The sequence below is a fragment of the Pseudomonas sp. GW821-FHT01C01 genome, from assembly GCF_059422645.1.
The window spans coordinates 35,994-60,109 of the sequence record NZ_JBWKXF010000016.1 but is presented as its reverse complement, the minus strand read 5'-3'; the positions used below and the strand labels follow the sequence as shown (position 1 = coordinate 60,109).

At 56.4% G+C, this 24,116-nt stretch carries 23 protein-coding genes, 1 tRNA gene and 1 pseudogene; 8 read left to right on the top strand and 17 right to left on the bottom strand.

Annotation, left to right across the window (positions count from 1 at the left end):
• Nucleotides 1–13: 13 nt before the first annotated feature.
• From AC07XF_RS12945 to AC07XF_RS12930, 4 genes are all read right to left on the bottom strand, one after another.
• Nucleotides 14–1,408: an undecaprenyl-phosphate glucose phosphotransferase gene (locus AC07XF_RS12945; protein ID WP_495026786.1), complete on the bottom strand. Its 1,395-nt coding sequence runs from the start codon at nucleotides 1,406–1,408 to the stop codon at nucleotides 14–16.
• Between the two features lie 351 nt (nucleotides 1,409–1,759).
• Nucleotides 1,760–2,446, bottom strand: coding sequence for a winged helix-turn-helix domain-containing protein (locus AC07XF_RS12940; RefSeq protein WP_495026785.1), 687 nt, complete (start codon nucleotides 2,444–2,446; stop codon nucleotides 1,760–1,762).
• A gap of 34 nt (nucleotides 2,447–2,480) precedes the next feature.
• Nucleotides 2,481–3,224 (bottom strand): EAL domain-containing protein, encoded by a 744-nt coding sequence (locus tag AC07XF_RS12935; RefSeq protein ID WP_495026784.1) that lies wholly within the window; start codon nucleotides 3,222–3,224, stop codon nucleotides 2,481–2,483.
• 29 nt (nucleotides 3,225–3,253) lie between these two features.
• Complete coding sequence (locus AC07XF_RS12930; protein WP_495026783.1) at nucleotides 3,254–3,994, bottom strand: winged helix-turn-helix domain-containing protein; 741 nt, start codon at nucleotides 3,992–3,994, stop codon at nucleotides 3,254–3,256.
• A gap of 609 nt (nucleotides 3,995–4,603) precedes the next feature.
• On the opposite strand from AC07XF_RS12930, the gene AC07XF_RS12925 reads away from it, so the two are divergent.
• Nucleotides 4,604–5,437, top strand: a complete 834-nt coding sequence (locus tag AC07XF_RS12925) for an undecaprenyl-diphosphate phosphatase (protein ID WP_495026782.1) — start codon at nucleotides 4,604–4,606, stop codon at nucleotides 5,435–5,437.
• Nucleotides 5,438–5,487: 50 nt separating this feature from the next.
• On the opposite strand, the gene dusA is transcribed toward AC07XF_RS12925, so the two are convergent.
• From dusA to AC07XF_RS12910, 3 genes are all read right to left on the bottom strand, one after another.
• On the bottom strand, nucleotides 5,488–6,483 hold the full coding sequence (gene dusA, locus AC07XF_RS12920) for a tRNA dihydrouridine(20/20a) synthase DusA (RefSeq protein ID WP_495026781.1): 996 nt from the start codon (nucleotides 6,481–6,483) through the stop codon (nucleotides 5,488–5,490).
• Between the two features lie 324 nt (nucleotides 6,484–6,807).
• A complete protein-coding gene (locus AC07XF_RS12915; RefSeq protein ID WP_495026780.1) occupies nucleotides 6,808–7,611 on the bottom strand; it encodes a 2OG-Fe(II) oxygenase in 804 nt (267 codons plus the stop codon).
• 83 nt (nucleotides 7,612–7,694) lie between these two features.
• Nucleotides 7,695–8,504 carry a glycosyltransferase gene (locus tag AC07XF_RS12910; protein WP_495026779.1) on the bottom strand — a complete coding sequence of 270 codons (810 nt, stop codon included), beginning with the start codon at nucleotides 8,502–8,504 and terminating at the stop codon, nucleotides 7,695–7,697.
• A gap of 659 nt (nucleotides 8,505–9,163) precedes the next feature.
• On the opposite strand from AC07XF_RS12910, the gene AC07XF_RS12905 reads away from it, so the two are divergent.
• Nucleotides 9,164–9,385, top strand: a complete 222-nt coding sequence (locus AC07XF_RS12905; RefSeq protein WP_495026778.1) for a hypothetical protein — start codon at nucleotides 9,164–9,166, stop codon at nucleotides 9,383–9,385.
• A gap of 142 nt (nucleotides 9,386–9,527) precedes the next feature.
• Here AC07XF_RS12905 and copC read toward each other — a convergent pair whose 3' ends face one another.
• From copC to AC07XF_RS12885, 4 genes are all read right to left on the bottom strand, one after another.
• Nucleotides 9,528–9,911 (bottom strand): copper homeostasis periplasmic binding protein CopC, encoded by a 384-nt coding sequence (gene copC, locus AC07XF_RS12900; protein ID WP_495026777.1) that lies wholly within the window; start codon nucleotides 9,909–9,911, stop codon nucleotides 9,528–9,530.
• 49 nt (nucleotides 9,912–9,960) lie between these two features.
• Nucleotides 9,961–10,809 (bottom strand): copper resistance protein B, encoded by an 849-nt coding sequence (locus tag AC07XF_RS12895; protein ID WP_495026776.1) that lies wholly within the window; start codon nucleotides 10,807–10,809, stop codon nucleotides 9,961–9,963.
• 10 nt (nucleotides 10,810–10,819) lie between these two features.
• On the bottom strand, nucleotides 10,820–12,511 hold the full coding sequence (locus AC07XF_RS12890; protein ID WP_495026775.1) for a copper resistance system multicopper oxidase: 1,692 nt from the start codon (nucleotides 12,509–12,511) through the stop codon (nucleotides 10,820–10,822).
• A 108-nt stretch (nucleotides 12,512–12,619) separates the two neighbouring features.
• Nucleotides 12,620–13,321, bottom strand: a complete 702-nt coding sequence (locus AC07XF_RS12885; RefSeq protein WP_495026774.1) for a murein L,D-transpeptidase catalytic domain family protein — start codon at nucleotides 13,319–13,321, stop codon at nucleotides 12,620–12,622.
• Nucleotides 13,322–13,402: 81 nt separating this feature from the next.
• Between AC07XF_RS12885 and AC07XF_RS12880 the strand changes: the two genes are divergently transcribed.
• Nucleotides 13,403–15,157 (top strand): L,D-transpeptidase family protein, encoded by a 1,755-nt coding sequence (locus AC07XF_RS12880; protein ID WP_495026773.1) that lies wholly within the window; start codon nucleotides 13,403–13,405, stop codon nucleotides 15,155–15,157.
• Nucleotides 15,158–15,398: 241 nt separating this feature from the next.
• On the opposite strand, the gene AC07XF_RS12875 is transcribed toward AC07XF_RS12880, so the two are convergent.
• Nucleotides 15,399–15,866, bottom strand: a complete 468-nt coding sequence (locus AC07XF_RS12875; protein WP_495026772.1) for a hypothetical protein — start codon at nucleotides 15,864–15,866, stop codon at nucleotides 15,399–15,401.
• A gap of 241 nt (nucleotides 15,867–16,107) precedes the next feature.
• Here AC07XF_RS12875 and AC07XF_RS12870 point away from each other — a divergent pair, with 241 nt between their 5' ends.
• Both AC07XF_RS12870 and AC07XF_RS12865 read left to right on the top strand, forming a co-directional pair.
• On the top strand, nucleotides 16,108–17,679 hold the full coding sequence (locus AC07XF_RS12870) for a sensor domain-containing diguanylate cyclase (RefSeq protein ID WP_495026771.1): 1,572 nt from the start codon (nucleotides 16,108–16,110) through the stop codon (nucleotides 17,677–17,679).
• Nucleotides 17,680–17,791: 112 nt separating this feature from the next.
• A pseudogene (locus AC07XF_RS12865) lies at nucleotides 17,792–19,135 on the top strand (DUF1254 domain-containing protein).
• A gap of 35 nt (nucleotides 19,136–19,170) precedes the next feature.
• On the opposite strand, the gene AC07XF_RS12860 reads toward AC07XF_RS12865, so the two are convergent.
• A complete protein-coding gene (locus AC07XF_RS12860) occupies nucleotides 19,171–19,497 on the bottom strand; it encodes a hypothetical protein (RefSeq protein ID WP_495026770.1) in 327 nt (108 codons plus the stop codon).
• A 339-nt stretch (nucleotides 19,498–19,836) separates the two neighbouring features.
• On the opposite strand from AC07XF_RS12860, the gene AC07XF_RS12855 reads away from it, so the two are divergent.
• Nucleotides 19,837–20,667, top strand: coding sequence for an arylamine N-acetyltransferase family protein (locus AC07XF_RS12855; protein WP_495026769.1), 831 nt, complete (start codon nucleotides 19,837–19,839; stop codon nucleotides 20,665–20,667).
• A 55-nt stretch (nucleotides 20,668–20,722) separates the two neighbouring features.
• On the opposite strand, the gene AC07XF_RS12850 is transcribed toward AC07XF_RS12855, so the two are convergent.
• Together AC07XF_RS12850 and AC07XF_RS12845 are read right to left on the bottom strand one after the other, a co-directional pair.
• Nucleotides 20,723–21,028 (bottom strand): BrnA antitoxin family protein, encoded by a 306-nt coding sequence (locus tag AC07XF_RS12850; RefSeq protein WP_495026768.1) that lies wholly within the window; start codon nucleotides 21,026–21,028, stop codon nucleotides 20,723–20,725.
• 3 nt (nucleotides 21,029–21,031) lie between these two features.
• Entirely contained in the window at nucleotides 21,032–21,313 is a 282-nt protein-coding gene (locus AC07XF_RS12845; RefSeq protein ID WP_495026767.1) for a BrnT family toxin, read from the bottom strand.
• 255 nt (nucleotides 21,314–21,568) lie between these two features.
• Here AC07XF_RS12845 and AC07XF_RS12840 point away from each other — a divergent pair, with 255 nt between their 5' ends.
• On the top strand, nucleotides 21,569–23,086 hold the full coding sequence (locus AC07XF_RS12840; protein ID WP_495026766.1) for a nucleobase:cation symporter-2 family protein: 1,518 nt from the start codon (nucleotides 21,569–21,571) through the stop codon (nucleotides 23,084–23,086).
• Between the two features lie 184 nt (nucleotides 23,087–23,270).
• Here the strand turns inward: AC07XF_RS12840 and AC07XF_RS12835 are convergent.
• Nucleotides 23,271–23,346 (bottom strand) — tRNA-Asn (locus tag AC07XF_RS12835).
• Between the two features lie 227 nt (nucleotides 23,347–23,573).
• On the opposite strand from AC07XF_RS12835, the gene AC07XF_RS12830 reads away from it, so the two are divergent.
• Nucleotides 23,574–23,804: a hypothetical protein gene (locus AC07XF_RS12830; protein ID WP_217837735.1), complete on the top strand. Its 231-nt coding sequence runs from the start codon at nucleotides 23,574–23,576 to the stop codon at nucleotides 23,802–23,804.
• On the opposite strand, the gene AC07XF_RS12825 is transcribed toward AC07XF_RS12830, so the two are convergent.
• A complete protein-coding gene (locus AC07XF_RS12825; protein WP_495026765.1) occupies nucleotides 23,801–24,010 on the bottom strand; it encodes a hypothetical protein in 210 nt (69 codons plus the stop codon). The genes AC07XF_RS12830 and AC07XF_RS12825 overlap by 4 nt on opposite strands.
• Between the last annotated feature and the right edge of the window lie 106 nt (nucleotides 24,011–24,116).

Sequence of the window (24,116 nt, the reverse complement as noted above, 5' to 3'; positions counted from 1 at the left end):
TGCAGGTGCACCATCAATAAATGTCTTTCGACAACAAGGTGAACGGCGTCTTCACCAGGATTTTCACGTCCAGCCACAACGACCAGTTATTGATGTACTTAAGGTCGATCTCGACGCGCTTCTGCATCTTGTCGATGGTGTCGGTCTCGCCGCGGCAACCGTTGATTTGAGCCAGGCCGGTGATCCCCGGTTTGATCCGGTGGCGCGCCATGTAGGCGAGAATCTTGCCGGAGTAGTAGTTATTGTGCGCAACGGCATGAGGGCGTGGTCCGACCAGCGCCATATGACCCTGCAAGACGTTGAACAATTGCGGCAACTCATCGATGGAAGTGCGACGGATAAAGCGCCCGATCGGGGTAATCCGCGAGTCGTTACGACTGGCCTGTTTTACCTCGTGATCGTCGTGCACGCGCATCGAGCGAAACTTCCAGACCTTGATGACCTTCCCGTTCCACCCGTGACGGTCCTGTTTGAAAAATACCGGACCATGGGAGGTGAGTTTGACGGCCAGGCCAATGATCAACAGTAACGGGCTTAGAGCGATAATGGCCATCAGCGCCACGCTTTTATCGAACAGGCTTTTACTCAACGCGGCAGTGGGTTGGCTGGTCAGCGGGCATTCAATCAAATGGATTGCCGGCATGCCATCCACATCACTGACTGAGTGATTGAGCAGCGTCAGGCTGTTCAAGTCCGGCACCCAGACCACATCTACGTTGGCATCCAGCAAGTCGACATACATTTCTTCGATTTGTGCCGCTTCGCTCAAGGGTAGAGTGATGTACAGGCGTCGGATGTCATGAGTTTTGATCAGGTCTAGTAGTTCCTCTTGCGGGCCTACGACAGGTGGCGCACCTGTCTCCAGCAAAGGAGTGGTGTCGGAGCTTACCAGGCCGACCAATGGGAAGTGCTCGAGAGCACGAAGCTTGTTAGCCAGTCCCAGCGCCAGTTCGCCAGTACCAACAATCAGCGTTCTACGCTCAATTTGTAGCGCCCGTTGGTAGTACTTCGAAAAACCATGCAGCGGGACGTACAACAGCGCCTGCCCGATGTAGCTGAAGACAGCCCATATCAGAATGATCTGACGAGAAAACAGTTCATTGGCCTTGCAGAGAAAGGCGACAATAGCTAACGCTGCCAGTGTCATTGACCAACCCATCAGAAGTCTTACCAAACCCTCCAGGAAATTGTCCTTCTTTGCATAGACGCCACACCAGGAATAGGCTGGAACCGATGCAAGTACAGTAAGCGTTGCACATACTCGATAATAGAACTCAACCGTACCAGTCTGGTAATAAACCAATAGTAATAACAGGCCAACAACGAAGCCTTGGCCCACTGCCCACTGTCCCCAGAAGGTCAGTCCTTTGAGAGTGGTATTTCGATTGATACGAAGATTGTTAACCATGCGATATCCCCAAAATACGTTCCATTTCCGTGACGACAGACAAGAGCCAAAATTGATCTAGCAATTTTTATTATTGTTATAAGGAGGCGATGCCTGGACGACGTGAAACGCCAGAGGTCGGCGCTGTCGTCAGCAAATAGGTTAAGTTATTGGCTTGAGCGCTGTCTGACGACTTTTAACGGGTGATTAAGTCGTTGGCCCGATATATTGGGAGGAGGCAGGGTGTGTTAGAAATGGTCGACGATAAAAGCTGGCGGGTATTGATTTACAGAGGGGGAAAGGCAGGAATTAAATAAGTGGGTGTGCGTTTTTTATTGTTGTCGTGCACTACCAGTTCGGCCATTCATTAGCTCAGGTCAGGCTTTTCCCGCGTACGATTTTTTGTATCAGGCAGTACCCGCGATTCCTGACTGCACGAAAAAGGCGTTCGCCATTACTGGCATTTTTAAACTTTTCCTGTAACCGGCTTAGACACATTTCGAGGCCTCGATAATGTTCAGGTTCTCTGCCGATGCTGCGGATAAGGTCGTCCTTGCTGACCACTCGATCATCATGGTGCAGCATTTTTTTAAGCAACGTGGCCTCCAGGCCAGTCAAGACAATCTCCACGTCATCTTTGATCAACGCGTCGCTGCCATCGCTCAGTCGCCAGGTTTCAGTCAGTGGAGTGTGCGGTATGGCCGTCTGGGAGGCGTATTCCTTGGTGTAATCTCTGGAGTTGTCCGCAGTTGATGTGAAGTGCGTAAATTTCGTTACGGATTGGGCAGTTTGCCATTCGGACTTGAGCGTCGAAAGTATGCGCTGAGTATCATGCTTGATAACCGGCGGGACCATTCTGGCCACATGCGGGGAAATGAATTCCATAAGCTTGGGGGCAGAAGTGGGTGGGGCAACGCCTTCAAAAAACATCTTTGCCTGTGACGTACCGTAAGTGTTATATCGCTTGCTGGACAGAAATGCCTCAAGCTCTAGTTGTAGTGCGGGGTTGTGAGTAACCACGACAAAGTATTTTTTAGGGAGGGTTGTGCTGCTATCCATGGCTCTCTCCTGAGTTGCACGTCTGGGTATCGATTTAAAGGTTGTCGGCAGGGGAGTAATGACTCCCTTGGAAGTAATCAAAGGGCAGCGCGCGTGCCAGTATATGGCTAGCAGCATGCTCGACTCTGTCCGCTATAAAGGAGACTTTAGTGTTGTGACTGAGCATGGTCATGCGTTCGTGGAGACGATTGAACAACTCTGGGTTGCCACTGAGCTTGAGGCTCAAGTCTAGAGAGGAAATGGAAATCTTTATATAGTCGAATAGATTCATGGTTGTAAAGATTTCGATACGTTCATCGTCGATGTTGTAGTCGTCGAGCGCGATTTCTATGCCGTGATCTTTCAATAGATATACGTTGTGAAGGATTTTCTTTTTTTCTGCGAAACTGACCGCTGAGAGGGGTAGCTCATTGAGTGCGATAACCAGTGTCTGGCCCAATTCGCGCAGAGTGGCGCCGGCCTGTATCAACTCTTCCGTGAGCGCAGGGTTGGCGAGATCTGACTGTCCCACGCAAACAAATCTACGGCTTAAGTATTTGTTTCCGTTAGTGGTGTCGCGATCTTTTAGCGAGAAGGCAATGAGCCTGGTTTGCATCAGTACTTCACTGTAGATCCCACTCATCTGATACGCCTCTGGCGCGCAGGGCGCGGAAGCGGAGTCGTCAAAATGTATTCTGATCTCGCTGCCAAACGGGCAGTCATCCCGAGTGAGGATCAATTGTCGAGACAGGTAATGCTCAGCGTGATCATAAAGTGGCACGCTCCCTGTTGCGTTCATAATACAGAAACTCCCTTCTACATTAAGAATCAGGTTGTCGAGATCAGACCCCTGATTAAACGATATCCATGTCCACGGATGCTTTGAATGGCGTTGGTGCCATACATGCCTTTTATTTTGCCGCGAAGGCGGCTGATTGATTTTTCCAGGGCTCTTGGGTCATAAAAATTTATATTCAGCCCCATGATCCTGGCGATTTCATCGTGGCTCAAAATATGGTTTTTTGTTTGTGAAAAAGCCTCAAGAATTCTCATTTCCGCAAACGATACGTCAAGTCTTTTATAGTCCCCAATAAGGCACATGCGAGTGGGGTCTAAAAACAGGCTGTTTTTCTTCTGCCATTCCGGACTGTCAAAAAACTCGGAAAGTACCTCGGCATTTTCGTCGGGGGTACTGTTGAGGTTTATGCAGTAATCGGCTCCCGCAAGATAGTACTTCATCTTGTTGAAGGTGCCTGGGCCCATGATGGCTGCAGAAATTATTGACGCCAGATTGTCGGCGCGAAGACCTTCGATCAAGGTAAGGCTTTCAGCAAACGCTTGAGGGCTGTCGATAACGATAAAAATTGCACGGTATGAACTAGGACTCTTGTTCCTGTTGAATGAGTTGCTATAGCACATTGCATCAACGGCAATATCCTTGCCTACGTGGCTTGCGACTAATTCCCTAAAGCCCTCAGCTAGCGTATGGGTTCGCCCGATGGTGAGAACACCTGTCTCCTCCTTCACTTCGCTGTGGCCTGAAGTCGTTATTTTCCCTATAAGCATCATGCTTTGACTCGGATGGGTGCTGGCATTTGAATGTTAAAGCACCCATTCTCATTTGTGACTGACAATTGGTAACATTTCATCGGAATTTGAAGCGGTCGACACGTTTTTTCTAACATTGTTGATGAATCTGACGTGATCGCTTGCTCTTTCGCGGTAAGGGCGGGGGAATGATCCGGGACACTTCGTGCTTAGCAGGGCATAGCATTATGCCATCTTTTGCGTCGGCATCCCGATTTTTCGAACCCATAGGCTGTACATGTGGCTGAAGATTGTATCGCGTTTCGTTTCATATCCAGGGAGTTTCAACTCTTGAAAATTTCTTGTTTGCCAGATGCACTCAAGCTTTTTTTGTGAGGATATATCCATTAATAACTGATCTATAACTTTTTGCGGGCCAGTGCTGGTGGTGGACATTTGATAACGACCGGTTTAAATGTGCGGCTTAATGCGTTTTACTCTCGTGTTGCCCGAATGGGTTTCATCAGGGCTAACTAACGTCAGGCCTGATATTTTTCTTTTCTGGATGCGCATTGTTGCGATGAAATCCAAATGCTCGAACAGCAAACAGACCCTTCACACGAGCACTACAAGGGTCTAAACGGGGGATAAATGGATTTTTGGACAACCGTGACAGTGTTGATTTTAGGTATGGTCGAAGGGCTCACGGAGTTTCTGCCCATATCAAGTACCGGGCACCAGATCATTGTGGCGGACTTGCTCGACTTCGATGGTGAGCGGGCGATGGCCTTTAACATCATTATTCAACTGGGGGCGATTCTGGCAGTGGTCTGGGAGTTCCGACGCAAGATCCTCGAGATCGTCAGCGGTTTGCCAACCCAACGCAATGCACAGCGTTTTACCTTGAATCTATTGATTGGCTTTATACCGGCCGTTGTCCTGGGTGTCCTGTTCGCCGACAAGATTCACGAGTACCTGTTCAACCCGATCACCGTGGCAATGGCACTGGTTGTGGGCGGCATCATCATGTTGTGGGCCGAGCGACGTGAACATGTGGTTTACGTTGATCACGTCGACGATATGCGCTGGACGGACGCCCTCAAAGTCGGTTTCGCGCAATGCCTGGCGATGATTCCCGGCACTTCACGCTCGGGATCGACCATTATCGGGGGGCTGTTGTTTGGTTTGTCGCGTAAGGCAGCGACCGAATTTTCCTTCTTTCTGGCCATGCCGACCATGGTCGGCGCCGCGGTCTACTCGGGGTACAAGTACCGCGACCTGTTCCAGGCCAGCGACCTGCCGGTCTTTGCCCTGGGCTTCGTGACAGCGTTCGTGTTCGCCATGATTGCCGTACGGGGTCTGCTCAAGTTCATCGCCAGCCACAGTTACGCCGTGTTCGCCTGGTATCGCATTGCCTTCGGTTTACTGATCCTGGCGACCTGGGTATTCGGCTGGGTCAACTGGACTGAAGCGACGGCGCTCTGAACAACCGCACCAGGTTGCGTGGCTTGCAACCTGGTGTTTCATGCTGGCGCTTAACGTCCTTCCAGCAACTGCGCCGCCTGATCCAGCAAGGCCAACGGCTCCCTGGCCTTGTGGATATCCACCGACAACAACTGCCGAAACTTGCGCGCCCCCGGAAACCCGGTGCCCAGGCCCAGTACATGTCGGGTGATATGGTGCATCGAACCACCGGCATCGATATGCGCCGCGATATAAGGCCGCAACTGCGCCAGCGCCTCGGCGCGGCTGATCACCGGTGTCGTACTGCCGAACAGCTGCTGATCCACCTCGGCCATCACATAAGGGTTGTGATAAGCCTCACGGCCCAGCATCACGCCATCGAAAGTCTGCAAATGCTCGTGGCAGGCTTCCAGCGTCTTGATCCCGCCGTTCAGAATAATCTCCAGCTCCGGAAAATCGGTTTTCAACCGCGCGGCCACGTCATAGCGCAGTGGCGGAATATCCCGGTTCTCCTTCGGCGACAACCCCTCCAGAATCGCGATCCGCGCATGCACCGTAAAACTCGTGCACCCGGCATCCCGTACCGTGCCGACGAAATCACACAACTCTTCATAGCTGTCCCGCCCGTTGATCCCGATGCGGTGCTTGACCGTTACCGGAATCGACACCGCATCACGCATCGCCTTCACACAATCGGCCACCAACTGCGGATGCCCCATCAGGCACGCGCCGATCATATTGTTCTGCACCCGATCACTCGGGCAGCCGACATTCAGATTCACCTCGTCGTAACCATGCTCTTGCGCCATGCGCGCGCACGCAGCCAGGTCCAGAGGAACACTGCCGCCGAGTTGCAACGCCAGCGGGTGCTCGGCCTCGTTGTGACGCAGGAAGCGCTCGTGATCGCCGTTGAGCAGCGCGCCGGTGGTGACCATTTCGGTGTAGAGCAGGGCGTTTTTCGACAGTAGGCGCAGGAAAAAACGGCAGTGGCGGTCTGTCCAGTCCATCATAGGTGCAACGGAGAAACGGCGGGAGAGCGGGGCGGGTGTGGCGGTGGTTACGGACATGGGGAATCTGGAGTCGGTGAGGCTGGGAGGTGGGGAGTTTATCAGGATTAGGTAAATCAAGGCCAAACGGGAATGACGTTGCGTGACTGAGTTGCGCGATCGCCTTTCCGATGCCGGCGACCAAGGATTGATCGCCCAGGCGGCCTGTCCGGCACCTACCTGAAAAAGAGCAGTCGGGCTGGATGCATCAACATCCAGCCCGGGCGCCGTACGTACAGAACATCCCTGGCTGCATCCGAACCCAAAAATGCCATTGAATTAGGCTATGGATTCAACCGGTCGATGCAACAGATTGGCTAAATCTTTCAGCGGGCGTTTCGTAGTTTAGTTTTTCTTCTTGATTAGTTTGCTGATGTAGTACTTGAGGCTTAAGCGATCTTTGGGCCTTGGTTTGTAGTGGGTTTTGTTCCTTTGTGCGGGATCGATCGCCATGGTTCCTGCGGTGTAGTAATAAAGCGCTATAGATCTGCGCGTGATGTGCTCTGGGGTCGTTAATGGTTCGGGGTGCCCATGATTGCTGTCTTTGTCTGTGTTGAAAATGACACAGCGGTTGTAAATGGGCAGGACTTTTTTAAGACAGGTCTTCATGTCGACATCCCAAAGTTCCAGGTTGCCGCCGTATTCTTCTTTCCAGTCTTCATTCAAATAAATTATGACATTCAGTCTGCGCTCAACCTTAAGCTTTTTGTTGAGTCTGAAGTCCGAGTGCACCCCCAGGAAACCACCACTTTTCGTCTCATGCAGCCCGCCACCGGTAAAGTAGGGGTCGGGTATCAAGCCTTCGATGCCTGTAAGCTTTTCGAGAAACTGCAACATGGGGGCCGAGTTAAAGGCGTTGAAAATACTCTTCAAATAGGGAGTGCATTCGTTGGGGCTGATTTGACGTTTGAGTTGTCCTTTGTAGCCGCGTTCGTAGAGCATTTCGTTGTTGGTTTGCTCGACTGGGAAGTGCGAGCAGATACTCGAAATCAGGTCTTCGTGTAAGAAGTTATCGATGACTATGTGCGGAAATGGCGTAGCTTGAGTATAGCGACTGGCCATTGAGTGACCATAGGCGCTGGCGGCGTTCTGGTCGAAATCAAGCTCCGGGGAGAGAGTGATAGGTAAAGCTTGAGTGATGGTTGTCATTACCGTTCCAATAACTTGATTTAAAGACCTGTAGGTGACTTCAAGCAGACTCGGGCGCACGGCTCGTTGCGTGTCTTTGAGGCTTAGCTTTTGCTGTCGGTTTTGTTCAGGCGCTTAAGGATGTTGTTGTACATTTTGGTTCGTCTATGAGTATCTCCATAGCCACCAGCCGCTGCGACAGTACCGGCCTGGATGTGATCCAGATAACTGAAAATTTTACGCGGTGATAACATTTCAACGAAATAGCCAAGCTCGGTCATGCGGTCTTGGAGGGTATAGCCGGGAACGCGTTCATCCATCGAAAAGTGCAGATTGTGTTGCTTGATGAGTTTGCAGTTCCACAAAGTGCAGAAGCTTTTCAAGTAGACTTCTTTGTACGGCTTTGGCTCTCTGGAACGTAATCCCATGGAGATTTTCATGCGTCTGAAATGGTGTTTGAATAGTCGTGAGCTAAAGCGCCAGAGCGTTCTGGTAGTGCCACGATTTAATTGCTCTACACAACCGACGGCTACGATTTTTGGGTTGTTCAAGCATTTGTTCAGCATCATCGGAAAAACATTTTTATCGAAAACAAATGTATCGGTGTGCATTAGAAATAAATAATCAGTGTCAATACGTTCCAAAACCATGTCAAGTGCTTTGCCATGCGCGATATGGCCCGCTTCTGGTTCAGATACAGAGCGCTCGATTAAATTGATCCAGTCAAGCGATCGTAAGTACTCAGTGCTTTCATCGGCAGAGTAGTTGTCAACTACCCATATTGGGGTGCTGTTGGTGTCCAGGTGCTGGTGCAGTAACTCCAGGCATATCTTGGTGATTTCTGGTGTTTTGTAATTTACAATAACTATGCTGAAGTTTTTAGGGTTTTCAGCTGAAGAACCAGTGCTGTTCATCTTTAAGTTGCTCAAAATTGTTATATGTAAGTATGAAAATGATTGAGTAAATGTGCAGCTTTCATTTGTTTGTTTTCGCAAGGTGTTGGATGATTATAGTTCACAATTTTCTAAACTACTTTGTCATGCGCAGAACAACCATTGCTTACTCGGATCTAGTCGAGAGCAGTAAATTCGGACTTCATCGTATAAGGATCTGCTCTATAGGTAAACATCCGTGAATTAATTCGTTACATCAGATGCTGGTCAGGCGAGCTTCATGGGGGGGTGTGAACTGAGCTTGCATAAGGCAGGCAGGTACTTTGTTTCGTCATGCCGTTTGTCAGCGCCTGCAGAGCTTTCCCAGGCAGGGAGGTCACACACCGCGCACATGTGCCGATTGAGCGTGCGTGGATGCACACGGTTCATTGTTAGTGTACGACCACATTAGTCAGCCTCGCCTATAGTCACAGACAGGGTTGGCTCATGGCTGTGGACTCAACCGGTCGATGCAACACACTGGATTCTGTGTAGGCAGTTGGGGCGGAGATATTGCCAGGTGCGCACGGGGCCTGAACCAACGCTGTCGCTCCACAAAGTTTCATGATGTCTGGCACAGACGAGGCATAGGATGAACACCCAAGGTCATGTCCCGCGCCTCAACCCACAGGAATAGAAAAATGATCGCAAACCTCGTCAAAGTTTCGCTGATTGCCGGTGCTTTGTTGTTGAGCGCCTGTTCGGGGGTGAGCTCCCAACGCGATTATTCGACCGACTCGGTGCAGCCTGCCGGCTTTGGCCCGGGGCCCAGCAACAGCAACCCCAATAAGATGAATTTTCATGGTAGTGCGCTAGGCAATAGCTTCGGCGAATACAGTTCAGGTTTGCTACACGACGATTGAGTTCGCGAAAGGGCAACACCGTCCGGGGTTGCCGTTCCTGTCCTTTAAAGCTGTAAAGCCCGAACAGCGCCTCGCCCAACAACAGCGTCAAATCCGCCTGCATTACAAGCGGCAGAATGACGTTGGCCGGGGCGCTCATCGATCATTTCACTTTGAACGTGACGTTGCCGGTGATTGGGTGAGTGTCCGACGACACCGCGCGCCATTCGACTTTGTAGGTGCCGGCAGTCAAGGGTGTAGTCGGGGCGATGAGCATGGTTTTCGGATCAGTGCCGCCGCTGACCCTGGCCTTTACCGGCATCGGCGCGTGGGCCATGCCGGACATTTCGGTCATCAGCAGTTTTGCACCGGAAAACCGGGTGACGAGGTTTTCGGAAAAGTGCAGTTCGATCTTGTCGGGTGGCGCACCTTCTGCGCCTTCCGCCGGGGTGGAGGAGAGTAGTTTGGGGTGCGCTTGAACGAGCGTGCTCATGAGCAGGCCGGTGAACAGCGCGATAACGATTGCGGTGGGTTTGATCATGCGCATGCAAGGTCCTTTGCCGCTGGAAGCGGTTGTTGGTTTGAGGTGAGTCTGTTCAGAACCACATCCGGACACCGAGTACGAGGCGTGCTTCGCTGCGGTCCTCGCCTTTGTCGTTGGCGTAGTCGGCGGTGTTGCCGTAGGTACGGTTCCAGGTCACACCGAGGTAAGGCGCGAACTCCCGGCGGATTTCGTAGCGCAGGCGCAGACCGGCTTCGGTGTTGGACAATCCCGCGCCGATGCCCCGTCGCGGGTCGTTTTTGCCGTAGGCGTTGAGTTCGACAGTCGGTTGCAGGATTAGCCGATTGGTCAGCAGGATGTCGTAGTCGCCTTCCAGCCGCACGGCGCTCTGGCCGCCTTCGCCGATGAAGGCCGTGGCTTCGGCTTCGAAGTTGTACAGCGCCATGCCTTGCACGCCGAACGCGGCCCAGGTTTGCGGGGCGTCGGGTTTGAAGTCCTGGCGCACGCCGCTGACGACGTCCCACCACGGGGAAATGGCGTGGCCCCACAGGGCCTGGATTTCTGCGTCTTCGGTCACGCCATTGTTGCGTTCGCCTTCGGAGCGCAGCCACAGGCGATCAATGTCACCGCCGACCCAGCCCGACAAATCCCAGGCCAGGGTGCTGCCGTCGTCGGCATCCTGCCATTCGAGTTTGTCGGCGAGGAAAAATGAATTGAGCGTGCTGTCATGTACGCGGTGACCGGTGGGGGCGGCATACACGGCAGTGCGATCGGCATCGGTCAGCACCGGGATCGGCGTGCGACTTTCGCTGGGTGCGGCAGGCAGCATCTGACCCTCGTCCATGCTTTGCATCTGGCTGTGATCCATGCCTTGCATGTCATCGGCGGCGGCCATCGCCGTCGACGTCACGAGTGCGAAAAAAACCGGGGTGAATCGAATCATGGGATGCGCCTCATTCTTCCACGCGAACTTCACGGAACATGCCCATTTCCATGTGATACAGGAGATGGCAGTGATAGGCCCAGCGGCCGAGCGCATCGGCAGTGACCCGATAGCTGCGCCGGGAGCCCGGTGGCATGTCGATGGTGTGTTTGCGCACCAAGAATTGGCCGTTTTCGTCTTCGAGGTCGCTCCACAGGCCATGCAGGTGAATGGGGTGCATCATCATCGTGTCGTTGACCAGTACGATCCGCACGCGCTCGCCGTACTTGAGGCGCAGTGGTTCTGCATCAGAAAACTTCACGCCGTTGAACGACCAGGCGAATTTTTCCATGTGCCCGGTCAGGTGCAGTTCGAGGGTGCGGCCGGGCTCGCGGCCGTCCGGGTCTTCGAAGGTACTGCGCAGGTCGGAATAGCTGAGCACGCGGCGCCCGTTGTTGCGCAGGCCCATGCCGGGATCGTCGAGTTTCGGTGAGGTGGACATGGCTTGCATGTCCACTAGCGGGTTGTCGGTTTCCGAGGCTGGGTGGGATTGCATGCCGGGCATGTTGCTGTGATCCATTCCCGCCATGCTGCCGTGGTCCATGCCACCCATGCCCATGTCCTCCATGGTCACCAGAGGGCGCGGGTCCAGTGGCGGCAGCGACGCAACCCGTCCGGCCTTCACTGCGAGAGTGCCGCGTGCGTAACCGGTGCGATCCATCGCCTGGGCGAACAAGGTGTAGGCCGCTTCGGTCGGCTCGACGATAACGTCGAAGGTTTCCGCCACGGCAATGCGGAATTCGTCGACGCTCACCGGTTTGACGTGCAGGCCATCGGCGGCGACCACGGTCATTTTCAGGCCGGGGATGCGCACGTCAAAGTAGGTCATGGCCGAGCCGTTGATGAAACGCAGCCGCAGCTTTTCTCCCGGGCGGAACACCCCGGTCCAGTTCGTATCCGGCGCCTGACCGTTCAACAGGTAGGTGTATGTGGCGCCACCGACGTCCGCCAGATCGGTAGGGTTCATCTTCATTTCGGCCCACATCGTGCGATCGGCGACGGTGGATCCCCAGCCTTTTTCGCTGACGTCGTCGATGAAGTCGCCCACGGTGCGTTTGTTGAAGTTGTAGTAATCAGACTGTTTTTTCAGCGTCTTCATCAGGCTGACCGGGTCTTCGTCGGTCCAGTCGCTGAGCATCACCACGTAGTCGCGATCGTACTGGAACGGCTCCGGGTCTTTGGCGTCGATCACCAGTGGCCCGTAGACGCCGGATTGCTCCTGAAACCCCGAATGGCTGTGATACCAGTAGGTGCCGTTCTGCCGCACGGTGAACTGGTAGACGTACATGCCGCCCGGCTCGATGCCCTTGAAGCTCAGCCCCGGCACGCCGTCCATGTCGGCCGGCAGCAAGATGCCGTGCCAGTGAATGGAGGTGCTGTCCTTGAGTTTGTTGCGCACCCGCAGTGTCACCGTATCGCCTTCACGCCAGCGCAGCAGCGGACCGGGAATGCCGCCGTTGATGGTTAGTGCCGTGCGCGGGTTGCCGGTGAAGTTGACCGGGGACTCGCCGATGAACAGGTCGAAATCTTTACCGGCCAGCACCTGCGGTTCACCGGGACCGCTGATCGCCCAGACAGGCGTGCGCCATAACCCGAGGCCGCCGAACAGCCCGCCGATGGCCAGCCCTTTGACGAAGGTGCGTCTTGAAGTGTGGGAATGCATGCCGTGTGTTCCGCCCGTCAGCCCGTTGAACTTGTCGACGAGGCTAGCGGGCGGTGCCTTTCAGCAGGCTGAGGCGGGGATTACAGTTTTGACAGGTGGGGGCGTTGCTTACTGGCGTGACGTGGACTTTTCCCTTGAGGCTACAGTGCCGCTGCCGCAGTTGATGTAGGACGACGACTTCAACCAGCGCTGGTCTGGGTAGTAGGAAAACAACAACTGCCCGTCCTTCATCGAATCAATCAGCCGATGGGCAATCGCCGGTCTGACGGCCGGGCAACCCAGGCTGCGGCCGATCCGGCCATTGGCGCGGGCCAGCACCGGGCTGACATAGGGCGCGCCGTGAATGACGATGGCCCGGTCATAGGCGTTGTCGTTGAAACCGGGTTCCAGGCCTTCCATGCGCAACGAGTAACCGTTCTGGCCGAGGTAGCTTTCCTGGGTGCGGAACAGGCCGAGGCTGGTGGCGTGGCTTTCGTTCCGGTTGGAGAACAGCGTGGCCATGTTTTCACCGCTGTTGCGGCCATGGGCGACCAGTTCGTGAAACAGCAACTTGCGTCGTTTAAGGTCGAAGACCCACAGGCGTTGTTCGGTCGAGGGCAGGGAGTAATCGATCACCGCCAGTCTTTGGGCTGGGGCGATGCCTTGGGCGCGGCTGCATTGGGTGGCACGAACGGCCAGGGCAATCACTTTGGCGTCGGCGCCTGGTGCTGCTTTGACCAGCGCGTTTTCAAGCGAATCGGCGTAGGCTGACGTTACTGAAAGGCACGTCAGTAAAATGGCAAATAAAAGGCCAAAGCGGTTTAGCGCCATAGTCGGGTCTCATCATGATAATTTCGAGTCTAGCAGCGAGTGGGAAGCTAGCCGTTTGAAACGGGAGATTAAGGATTATCCATGGTGCAATTAACAAGGTCATTCGTCATAAGCCGCATATTTTTTATGGGCTTTCTGATCAGTGGTGTGGCATTTGCGCAAACTTCGCCGATTGAGCCGGTATCTGCGGCGAGTAGCGCAATCGATGCCGCAGCGCCCGACGACGTGGTTGGCCAGGCGATTCAGGCGACGCTGGAGCCGCTGCGATCGGCGTTTCCGCCGTTGCTCACCTCCAGGCGTCATCAGCGTGTGGATGTCAGCCGGGTGGTGCTGGATTTCTATATGCATCGCAACTATCGCGCCGCGTGGACGGATGATCGTGATGTGGCCCAGTTATTCAAGAGCCTCGAAGACACCCGGATCGACGGCCTGAATCCGGCGGATTTTCGCATCACCGAACTGGCGCAGGCCCATGAGTCGCTAGTGGCCGCCATGCCTTCCCCGGCGCAACGGGCAATGTTCGACATGGCGGCGACCCGCACGTTCATCACCGCGTTGCTGCAACTGCGACGGGGTAAAGTCGATCCTTCGCGGCTGGACATTCACTGGAATTTCGATCCTGCCGGCGGCAATGCCCGCGAGAACATGAACAACCTGTTCGCCGCCCTTGATGCCCATGACGTGGCGCGTGCATTCGCCGATGCGCCTCCTCAAGAAGAGATTTATCGCCATTTGCGTGAAGGCCTGGCCCGGTTGCGCCAGGTCCGTGATGCGGGCGGCTGGCCGAAAGTCACCGAAGGGCAATCGCTCAAGCCCGGCATGGATGGGGTGGCGGTCGCACAATTGCGTGCGCGTCTGGTGGCGGGCGGTTACCTGGACCCGCGCCTGTCGAAAAAAGCCGGTTACGACGACAAGGTCATTGCCGCGGTGAAGAAGTATCAGGCCGAGCAATACCTGGGGGCCGATGGCGTGGCGGGGGCGGCGACGCTGGCGGCGCTGAACGTGCCTGTCGAGGCGCGGATCGATCAGGTGCGGGTCAACATGGAGCGCGCCCGCTGGCTGTTGTACAAACTTCAGGGCACGTTCGTGATCGTCGATATCGCCGGATACAAGGTGGCGATGTACCGTGACGGCCTGCCGATCTGGCGTTCGCGGGTGCAAGTTGGTAAGCCGGTGCGCAGTACGCCGGTGTTCCAGGCCGAAATCACCTACATCACGTTCAACCCGACCTGGACCGTGCCGCCGACCATCCTCAAGCAGGATGTGATTCCAAAAGTCCAGAACGATCCTGGCTATCTGGAGGCCAACCGGATTCGCGTGCTGGATCGCGAAGGCAATGTGCTCGATCCGTCCAGCGTTGACTGGAGCAACCCGCGTGGCATCCACCTGCGTCAGGATGCCGGCCCCGACAGTTCGCTGGGGCAGGTGGTGATCCGCTTCCCCAACGACTATGCGATTTACCTGCACGACACGCCGCACCGCGAGCTGTTTGCCAAAACGGTTCGGGCCACCAGTTCAGGCTGCATCCGCGTGGAAAACCCATTGCAACTGGTCGAGCTGTTGTTCAACGACCCGGTGCGCTGGAACAGCGACGGCATTCAGAAGCAATTGGCCAATGGCAGGACCGAGAACATCCTGCTGCCGGTGAAAGTGCCGGTGTTGTTGGCCTATTGGACCGTGGACCTGAGCAATGATGGGCGGGTGACGTTCAAGCCCGACATTTATGATTACGATGCCAGGGTGCTGCAAGGCTTGAGTCAGCCTGTGAAGTTGCCGGCTCTGGACTTGCGTCGTGCAGAGATACCGCTGGTGGTGACGGGGCAGAACCAACAGTAACCAAAGACTGAAAAGGCGCCTCGGGAACGCCATTTTTTTGGGGTTTCCGCTGGTTTGGAGGCCACTTCATTTTCAGCGTGGGCACGGTCCCCTGTAGGAGCTGGCTTGCCAGCGATGGTCGTGAACGATAACGCGTGTGAACCGGATAAACGCGGTGCACTTGAGTCCATCGCCAGCAAGCTGGCTCCTACAGGGATTGCGTTATCCGTTTTTCCCGAGATTGAGCCCTTTGGCAACCGTCCTAAAGCCCCAATCCTTGTTGCACCACAACAAGCAGATCGCTTTCTGTCAGCGCCACCGCATCCAGTTGTGTTGTGGCTTGCTCGATCGTTTGTAGCCACCAGTGTGTTTCGCCGTGTTCGTCCACGGTGCGCAACAGGGCGAACTCGTTGCCCGGGGAGTGAATCTCTACGCGCCCCTCGCCATCTGCCGTGAAGCGCGCAACCGGATCAAGGGTGAGGCTGCGTTCATTGCCGGCGATCACCAACTGGTCGATAGCGTAATTGTATGAATCACCATTGGGGTGACTCTCGAACACGTGGGTGGGGTTGCGCCTCAGGACCAGGCCTGCTTCGGTCAAGGGCAGCAGCCAGGTCTCTATCCGTTGATACAGTTCGTAGACCTGGCCCGGCCAGCCATCGATCGCCTGATCCGTGCCGGTATGCCGTGTTTGTTTCAGTTTTGCGGCGAGCTCGTCTGCCTTGCTCATGTCGATTCCCTGTATTGAGGTCAGACTAATCGTAGCTCGTTGACGCGGATGCCGCGGTTGTCCTGGGTCATGTTTGCAGCACAAGCACGGGGCAGATGTTGTGCCCGGGCAGCACCACCGGGCGAGTGCAAGACCGCTGGGCAAGTGGTTGCCCATTTGTCGTGGATAACCCCTAAACTACGGCCCACAAAAAAGAGGGCTTTGGGTCGTTACCCATGCCTGCCCCCGACAGGATGAACCTTTGCCCACACGCTTTAACGACCTGGACCACACCCCTGGCGTCGCATTGAAACGCATACCGCTGCGCAAGGCAGCGGTATTGTTCATTGCCACGGTGTGTCTGTGCCTGTGCGGTTTGCTTTACCTGCAGCTGGAACAGTCCCGTCGCCATGACCTGAGCCTGGCGCAAGTGGCGTCTTCGAACCTGACGCGGGCCATGGCGCAACAAGCCGAAGACACCTTCATGAAGGCCGACCTGGTGCTGACCAGTCTGGTGGACTGGATTCAGGCCGACGGTTTCGGCCCGGATCAACGACCACGCTTGCAGCAGACCTTCGCCCGGCGGGTGCTGGCGCTGGATCAATTGCACGGCATCCTGCTGTTTGACCAGAAGGGCCGGTGGGTGGTGACCTCGTTTGAAAACCTGCCCCGGGGTGCCGGGGTGGCGGATCGTGAGTACTTCAAGTATCACCAGCAGAACGTGTCGTCGGTGGCACACATCGGCGCGGCCATCCGCAGCCGGGAAAACGGCGAGTGGATCATTCCGATTTCCAAGCGGGTCAACGACAAGAACGGCCATTTCCAGGGTGTGTTGCTGGCCGGCATCAAGATGTCGTACTTCGACCAGTTCTTCAAAAGCTTCAGCCTCGACGACAACGGCACGATGTTTCTCGGCCTGACCGATGGCACGTTGTTGGCGCGTCGACCTTTTGTCGAGGCGCAGATCGGCGCGTCGCTGGCCCAAAGCGAGATTTTCCAGAAGTCCCTGCCACTGGCCACCTCCGGCAATGTAATGTTCACGTCCATCATCGACGGTGTGACGCGCATGTACGGTTACCGTCAGCTGGAGGCGTATCCACTGGTGGTCGCCGCGGCGGCGTCCACGGAATCCATTCTCGCGGGCTGGTACGACACGGCGTTTCGTTCCAGCCTCATCGTTGCCCTGGTGTTGCTGGGCGTAGGGTTGTTCGGTTGGGTGTTCATTCATCAGGTGCGTGTTGGCGAGCGGGTCGAGGCGGATTTGCGCAGGGCCCAGGAAGCGCTGGAGCTGATTGCCACCCACGACAGCCTGACCGGGCTGGCCAACCGCCGGTTGTTCGAGCGGGCGCTGGACATCGAGTTCGGGCGCGGTTCCCGGCAGGCGAGCCCCTTGAGCCTGATCATGCTCGATATCGATTACTTCAAGCGTTACAACGACACCTACGGCCATGTGGTGGGGGACCATTGCCTGGCCGAAGTGGCTCGGGCGTTGAAGAGTTGCTGCCACCGCAAGGCCGATCTGGCGGTGCGTTACGGCGGTGAAGAGTTTGCGGTGCTGCTGCCGGACACCGACATCCACGGCGCCATGACGATTGCCGAACACATCCGCCGCAGTGTCATCGACAAGAACATCAGTCACACCGGTTCGCCCAATGGTTACGTGACGGTCAGTCTGGGTTGCTATTCGTTTGTGCCGTCGGGACGTGACAGCATGGACGTGTTCATCGAACGGGCGGATGCGGCGCTCTATCAGGCCAAGCATTCGGGGCGAAATCGCGTGGCAACGTTGTCGATGGCCGGTGGTGTCGAGGCGTTGATGCGTTCCGATCGTTGAGGCGCTTTTCCTTCCGGTGGTCCGTCTCCGGGACCAGGCTGAATTGATCGTCTAGAGTTCCGTAAGCTCTGCCGACTCCGGCAGGCTCCCCTTCGCACGGACGATCGCCAACATGTTGATACCTCCAACGTTGACAGCCGTTGCCCTGACCGTTGCAGCCATTGCCGTTTTCCCGCTGACCAGCCAGGCACAATCGGAAATCACTGCCGAAGAAGCTCAAGCGATCGGCGTGGATGCCTATATCTATTTTTACCCGCTGCTGAGCATGGACCTCACTCGCAAGCAATTCACCAACGTCGAACCGGGCAAGGAATTCGGCAAAGGCCCGATGAACATGTTTGTGAGTGTGCCGCAGTACCCGCCTGCCAGTTTCAAAGGGGGGGTGCGCTCCAATTTCGACACGCTGTATTCGATTGCCTGGCTTGATTTGACCAAGGAGCCGATGGTGATCGCCGCGCCGGATGCCGAGGGGCGTTTCGACCTGTTACCGATGCTCGATATGTGGACTGACGTGTTCGTTTCGCCGGGCTGGCGCACCACGGACACCGAGGCCGGACAATTCCTGGTGACGCCACCGGGATGGACCGGCACGGTGCCCGCCGGGATGAGTCACCTGCCAGCGCCAACCCCCTTTGTCTGGGTCATCGGCCGTACCAAGACCGACGGCGCGGCGGATTACGCGGCGGTGCACAAGATTCAGGCCGGTTACACGGTGACGCCGTTGTCCCGGTTGGGCAAGGAACCTGAAGCCGTCACCGTGAAAGTCGACCCGGCGGTGGACATGAAAACGCCGCCGAGGATTCAGATCGATTCCATGTCGGCTGCCAACTACTTCACTTACGCTGCCGAACTGCTGAGGGTGAACCCGCCGCACAGCACCGACCAGCCAATGCTGGCGCAGATCAAACGGATCGGAATCGAAGCCGGCAAGCCGTTCAACATGGACGCGCTGGACCCGCAAATCCAGGCCGCGCTGCAAGCGGTGCCTCGGGATGCGCAGGCCTTGATGAAATGGAAAATGCCGACCCTCTCGCGGGAGGTCAATGGCTGGACGATGAACACCGACACCATGGGCGTCTACGGCAACTACTACCTCAAGCGAGCCATCGTTACGCAGGTGGGGATGGGTGCCAACCTGCCCGAGGACACGATTTATCCGTTGAACATCGGTGATAGCAACGGCAAGCCGCTCGATGGTGCGCACTAATACGTGCTGCATTTCAGCAAGGGCGAGACGCCGCCGGTGAGCGCCTTCTGGTCGATCACCCGGTATGACCCGGAAGGTTTCCAGGTCGCTAACTCACTCAATCGTTTTGCGGTCAGTAGCTGGATGCCAGCTGGATGCCAGCTGGCTGCCGGCGCCCAAAGGCCCGTTCAACCTGACCCTGCGTTATATGGCCCGAAAGCCGAGGTGCTGAATGGCAAATGGAACCCGCCGGCGGTCAGGCCGATGTAAGCCCCGGGCGACAAAAAGCAGCGAATGACTGCACGTCATCGGCTGCTTTTACCTGTCCAGCTGCCCGTCCCGCCGCCAGCACCCCCGGTTCCACCTCCGGGGGCGCCGGTCCCACCACCCGCGCCACTGCCCGGACCATTGACGCCGGTGCTGCCGATTGACGAGCTGGGGCCACGACCGCGGCCGTTGTCGCCCGAGGGGGCGCTGGGCCTGTTGTTGTCGGGCAGCACGGTTGAGTGGCGAGTTGCACCCGATGTCGAACCGGTCGCGTCAGCGCCATCGCCGGACACCGCAAACGTGACCAGGGGCATCGCCGACAACAATCCCGCCAAGAGCAACGAAGTCATTCTGATGTTCATCATGGTCGTCTCCTGGGATGAGTCGTCACCTGATGTTGGTGTGAAGGGGCGCGCAGTGGGTGCCGGACGATTGAAAAGTGGCACGGATTTGACCGTGACCGGCACTGGGCCGCAGAGGATCACCGATCCATGGTCAATCGAGAACCCTGTGGGAGCAACTGTTTTCACCGTGCCACTCGTCACCGCCACTCGTTGCCATCGCGCAACATGGCATTCAGCCTGATCAGTAGGGCCCGCACGGGGGCGATTGGCGAAATCAATTGTCGACCGTAGCGGTTAATCCCTTATACATAACGCCCATCGGCGGAGTGATCCGCAGCGAACGTGCAAAAGGATTGAACGATGAGCGAGCCATGCCTGACTGACCGTGCTTTGTACCTGCAACGCCTGGGCTTCAATGCACCTCCGGCGCCGACCCTGGAAACCCTGCGCCAACTGCAACTGCGCCACACCGGCGTTTTCCCGTTTGAAAACCTCACCACGTTATCCGGCGAGCCGGTGTTGATCGATTTGCCATCCATCGAGCAGAAAGTCTTGCACGAGGGTCGCGGCGGTTACTGCTACGAACTCAACAACCTGTTTCTGGCCCTGCTTCAAGAGTTGGGTTTCGACGCCCGTGCCATCAGCGGCCGGGTGGTGATGGGCCAACCGGAGGGCGCCTGGACTGCCCGGACCCATCGCCTGAGCCTGGTCATCATCGATGACGTGCGCTACATCACCGATGTCGGCTTCGGCGGCATGGTGCCGACCGCGCCACTGTTGCTCGATTTCCGCGCCGAACAACTCACCCCGCACGAGCTGTATCGCATCGACCTGCACGTCGACGGCTTTACCTTGCGCGCCAGCGTTGCGGGCGAGTGGCGAGCGATGTACATCTTCGACCTGCAACGCCAGGAAGATATCGATTTTGCTGTGGGTAACTGGTACGTCTCGACCCATCCCGAGTCGTCTTTCGCCAAGCAATTGATGGTGGCGCGCACCGGGGAGGGGTGGCGTCGTACGCTCAACAACGGCAGCTTCGCGATTCACCGGATTGGCCACGACAGCGAGCGGCGGCAGGTGTCGGATGTCCGGGAATTGATTGGCTTGCTGGGCAGTGAGTTCGGCATTCGCGTACCGGAGCATGCGCAATTGGCGCGGACTCTGGAACGATTGATTGCAGCGCCGCAATAGCTGGCGGATCGAAAACATCACAAAGGGCCGGTCTGTTTGATCAGCCCTTTGTGTTTCATGGCCGAACACCCGGCTCCATTACCCGTTGGATTTCGCGCAAGGCCTCTGTCAGTTTCTGCTCCAGGCCCTTGAGTTCGGCGGGGGTGAGTGTTTGTTTCAGTTGTGCGCTCTTGCCTTCGTTGAGCAGGGCTCGGCGCAACGTATTGTTGATCGCTGTCTGGTAGCCGTACCCCTCGCTTTCTGCCAGTGCACGAGCGGCTTCGATGACGGCGTCATCGAGCATGATGGTGATGCGGGTCTTGCCTTTGGCGGGTGCCACGGCCCCGCGCCTGGCGTTACTGAAATCGTATTCGTCTTTCATCGGTCATGCCTCCAGATACTGATGGCGTTCGCTTTTGGTTGCGATGCGCGCGGAAATGATTCGAACGAAATTCGGATCGCGGTGGGTGTACACGACGACCAGCAATCGGCCTTTGCCATCCAGCCCCAAGGTGACCCAGCGTTGTTCATCATGGTGGTTGTCCTCGATGGTCAGCGCTCGTTCGTCATGAAACACCGGTTCGGTCTCTGCGAGGCTGATGCCTTGGTGCTTGAGTTTGTTGGCTGCGTTCTTTGCCTTGTGGAACTGAATTTCGAATGGCTTCATTATGCATACTTTATATGTATATAAAAGAGGCTGACCGTACCGATGGTCGCCAGGAATTCAAAAGACTAGTCAGCACCAGGGGGTGGGCAGGGACGGATGTATTTCAAGGTTTTTGGTGGGGCCAGGAGGGTGAGTTGCGGGCGGAAATGGACAGGTATCCATTTTTTGACTGATAAGTTGTATACAACTCTATAGACATTTGTCCCGAGTCTTGAATACAGTGTGCGCATAACAAAAACCAGGGAACCCCCTAACATGAAAACGCCCCATGTTTCACACCAACGGCCCGAGGACGAAAACCTAGGGATCGGCGCGAATATGGCTTATGGCCTGCAACATGTTCTGACCATGTATGGCGGTATCGTCGCGGTACCATTGATCATCGGCCAGGCGGCCGGGCTCTCGCCGGCGGACATCGGTTTGTTGATTGCTGCTTCATTGTTTGCGGGGGGGCTGGCAACGCTGCTGCAAACCCTGGGTCTACCGTTTTTTGGTTGTCAATTGCCGCTGGTGCAGGGCGTGTCCTTCTCCGGCGTCGCGACCATGGTGGCGATTGTCAGCAGTGGCGGGGAGGGCGGGTTTCAGTCGGTGCTGGGCGCGGTCATAGCCGCGTCCCTGATCGGTCTGCTGATAACCCCGGTGTTCTCGCGTATCACCAGGTTCTTCCCGCCGCTGGTGACCGGCATCGTGATTACCACCATCGGCCTGACGCTGATGCCGGTAGCCGCGCGCTGGGCCATGGGCGGCAACAGCCATGCGCCGGACTTCGGCAGCATGGCGAACATCGGTCTGGCGGCGGTGACGCTGGTACTGGTTTTACTGCTGAGTAAAATCGGCAGTGCGACCATCTCCCGCCTGTCGATTCTGCTGGCCATGGTCATCGGTACGATCATTGCCGTGTTCCTCGGCATGGCGGATTTTTCGTCCGTCACCCAGGGCCCGATGTTCGGCTTCCCGACGCCGTTCCACTTCGGCATGCCTACCTTCCACTTCGCTGCGATCCTGTCGATGTGCATCGTGGTGATGGTGACGCTGGTGGAGACTTCGGCGGACATTCTTGCCGTCGGTGAGATCATCGGCACCAAGGTTGACTCCAAGCGCCTGGGCAACGGTCTGCGTGCCGACATGCTGTCGAGCATGTTCGCGCCGATCTTCGGTTCCTTCACCCAAAGCGCCTTCGCCCAGAACGTCGGGCTGGTGGCGGTCACCGGCATCAAGAGCCGCTACGTGGTGGCCACTGGCGGTCTGTTCCTGGTGATCCTCGGCCTGCTGCCATTCATGGGCCGGGTCATCGCCGCCGTGCCGACCTCGGTGCTCGGCGGGGCCGGCATTGTGCTGTTCGGCACCGTCGCGGCCAGCGGCATTCGTACCTTGTCCAAGGTCGACTACCGCAACAACGTCAATCTGATCATCGTTGCCACCTCGATTGGCTTCGGCATGATCCCGATCGCTGCGCCGAACTTCTATGACCACTTCCCAAGCTGGTTCGCGACCATTTTCCATTCGGGCATCAGTTCTTCGGCGATCATGGCCATCGTGCTGAACCTGACCTTCAACCATCTCACCGCCGGTAACTCCGATCAGCAATCAGTCTTTGCGGCCGGTACCGAGCGGGTGCTGCGTTATCAGGATCTGGCGGCGTTGCGCGAAGGGGACTATTTCAGCGACGGTAAACTGCATGATTGCGACGGCAAGGAGATTCCGGTACTGGAATCGGAACATGGCACGGTGGACCCGCGGCCGGTGCTGGCCAAGAGCAGCGAGCATGTCTGATTAGTAAAGGCATCCTTCGGGATACTGTAGGAGCGAGCTTGCTCGCGATGGACTTAAGAACGCCGCGTTTACCAAGTAGTACGCGCTTTCGTTAACGATCATCGCGAGCAAGCTCGCTCCTACATTCCGGCCACAAAAAAAGCCCCTGAATCTTTCGATTCAGGGGCTTTTCGATGTTGCTGTCTGGCTCCACGACCTGGACTCGAACCAGGGACCCAGTGATTAACAGTCACTTGCTCTACCAACTGAGCTATCGCGGAATGGCGCGTATCATACTGATTAAAAAGGGGAAGTCAAGCATCGAATAACAATTGGAGCGAATCATCGGGACGGGTGGTGGTTTAGCGGCGATTGGCGGTTACCAGGATCGTCCCAGAGGTCTACCATGGCCGCCCGGAAGTGGTGACACGCGCTGCCGGCCATTCGCCGAAAAGGTACGCGCCATGAATCATTTGATCCTCCCACCTCGACACCACGGGGTGCGCCCATGAGCATCTCTCAGATCAGCCTGCCCAAGGGTGTCGGCCCCCATGCCGAAAAGTTGTTCGACGCCATCACTCAGGCCGGCACCGCTGAAGCTTTGAACCGCGCGGGTGGCAAGGCGGAAGGTTTTGTCCTGGGGCTGGAAAGTGCCAAGGCGATCAAGAGTCAGATCGCCGAATCACTGTATGTCGCCTACGACGACGCTGCCAGCCAGCGTGCGACCGAACTGGCTTAACCGCCGAAGGTAATCGTGGCAACCATCAGTTTGGCGTAGAGCGCTGTGGCACCCAATTGCACCAGCCACAGGGCCAGGCCGCCGAGGAATACACCCGCAGCAACTTGCATTACCAGGTTGTTGCCGCGTTTGGCCGGGGCGCGGTGGATGAAGTGATCCAGGTCATCCAGGTCATCGCGGTCGGCGCGCAGGTCATCGTTTTTCATGTGGGATCTCGTAGGTCATTCAGGTGTACGCAAACCTGTGGGAGCGGGTTTGCTCGCGAATGCGATCTGTCTGAGACATTGGTGTTGGAGCTGCTGGCCCTTTCGC

What these genes read in the sequence shown, in the direction of transcription:
- AC07XF_RS12825 (WP_495026765.1), bottom strand. Translation starts at nt 24,010, where the DNA reads ATGAAAAACGATGACCTGCGCGCCGACCGCGATGACCTGGATGACCTG.
- AC07XF_RS12830 (WP_217837735.1), top strand. Translation starts at nt 23,574, where the DNA reads ATGAGCATCTCTCAGATCAGCCTGCCCAAGGGTGTCGGCCCCCATGCC.
- AC07XF_RS12945 (WP_495026786.1), bottom strand. Translation starts at nt 1,408, where the DNA reads ATGGTTAACAATCTTCGTATCAATCGAAATACCACTCTCAAAGGACTG.
- AC07XF_RS12915 (WP_495026780.1), bottom strand. Translation starts at nt 7,611, where the DNA reads ATGACAACCATCACTCAAGCTTTACCTATCACTCTCTCCCCGGAGCTT.
- AC07XF_RS12875 (WP_495026772.1), bottom strand. Translation starts at nt 15,866, where the DNA reads ATGAGCAAGGCAGACGAGCTCGCCGCAAAACTGAAACAAACACGGCAT.
- AC07XF_RS12905 (WP_495026778.1), top strand. Translation starts at nt 9,164, where the DNA reads ATGATCGCAAACCTCGTCAAAGTTTCGCTGATTGCCGGTGCTTTGTTG.
- AC07XF_RS12840 (WP_495026766.1), top strand. Translation starts at nt 21,569, where the DNA reads ATGAAAACGCCCCATGTTTCACACCAACGGCCCGAGGACGAAAACCTA.
- AC07XF_RS12910 (WP_495026779.1), bottom strand. Translation starts at nt 8,504, where the DNA reads ATGAACAGCACTGGTTCTTCAGCTGAAAACCCTAAAAACTTCAGCATA.
- AC07XF_RS12890 (WP_495026775.1), bottom strand. Translation starts at nt 12,511, where the DNA reads ATGCATTCCCACACTTCAAGACGCACCTTCGTCAAAGGGCTGGCCATC.
- AC07XF_RS12860 (WP_495026770.1), bottom strand. Translation starts at nt 19,497, where the DNA reads ATGATGAACATCAGAATGACTTCGTTGCTCTTGGCGGGATTGTTGTCG.
- AC07XF_RS12925 (WP_495026782.1), top strand. Translation starts at nt 4,604, where the DNA reads ATGGATTTTTGGACAACCGTGACAGTGTTGATTTTAGGTATGGTCGAA.
- AC07XF_RS12940 (WP_495026785.1), bottom strand. Translation starts at nt 2,446, where the DNA reads ATGGATAGCAGCACAACCCTCCCTAAAAAATACTTTGTCGTGGTTACT.
- AC07XF_RS12885 (WP_495026774.1), bottom strand. Translation starts at nt 13,321, where the DNA reads ATGGCGCTAAACCGCTTTGGCCTTTTATTTGCCATTTTACTGACGTGC.
- dusA (WP_495026781.1), bottom strand. Translation starts at nt 6,483, where the DNA reads ATGTCCGTAACCACCGCCACACCCGCCCCGCTCTCCCGCCGTTTCTCC.
- AC07XF_RS12855 (WP_495026769.1), top strand. Translation starts at nt 19,837, where the DNA reads ATGAGCGAGCCATGCCTGACTGACCGTGCTTTGTACCTGCAACGCCTG.
- copC (WP_495026777.1), bottom strand. Translation starts at nt 9,911, where the DNA reads ATGCGCATGATCAAACCCACCGCAATCGTTATCGCGCTGTTCACCGGC.
- AC07XF_RS12930 (WP_495026783.1), bottom strand. Translation starts at nt 3,994, where the DNA reads ATGATGCTTATAGGGAAAATAACGACTTCAGGCCACAGCGAAGTGAAG.
- AC07XF_RS12895 (WP_495026776.1), bottom strand. Translation starts at nt 10,809, where the DNA reads ATGATTCGATTCACCCCGGTTTTTTTCGCACTCGTGACGTCGACGGCG.
- AC07XF_RS12935 (WP_495026784.1), bottom strand. Translation starts at nt 3,224, where the DNA reads ATGAACGCAACAGGGAGCGTGCCACTTTATGATCACGCTGAGCATTAC.
- AC07XF_RS12850 (WP_495026768.1), bottom strand. Translation starts at nt 21,028, where the DNA reads ATGAAAGACGAATACGATTTCAGTAACGCCAGGCGCGGGGCCGTGGCA.
- AC07XF_RS12880 (WP_495026773.1), top strand. Translation starts at nt 13,403, where the DNA reads ATGGTGCAATTAACAAGGTCATTCGTCATAAGCCGCATATTTTTTATG.
- AC07XF_RS12845 (WP_495026767.1), bottom strand. Translation starts at nt 21,313, where the DNA reads ATGAAGCCATTCGAAATTCAGTTCCACAAGGCAAAGAACGCAGCCAAC.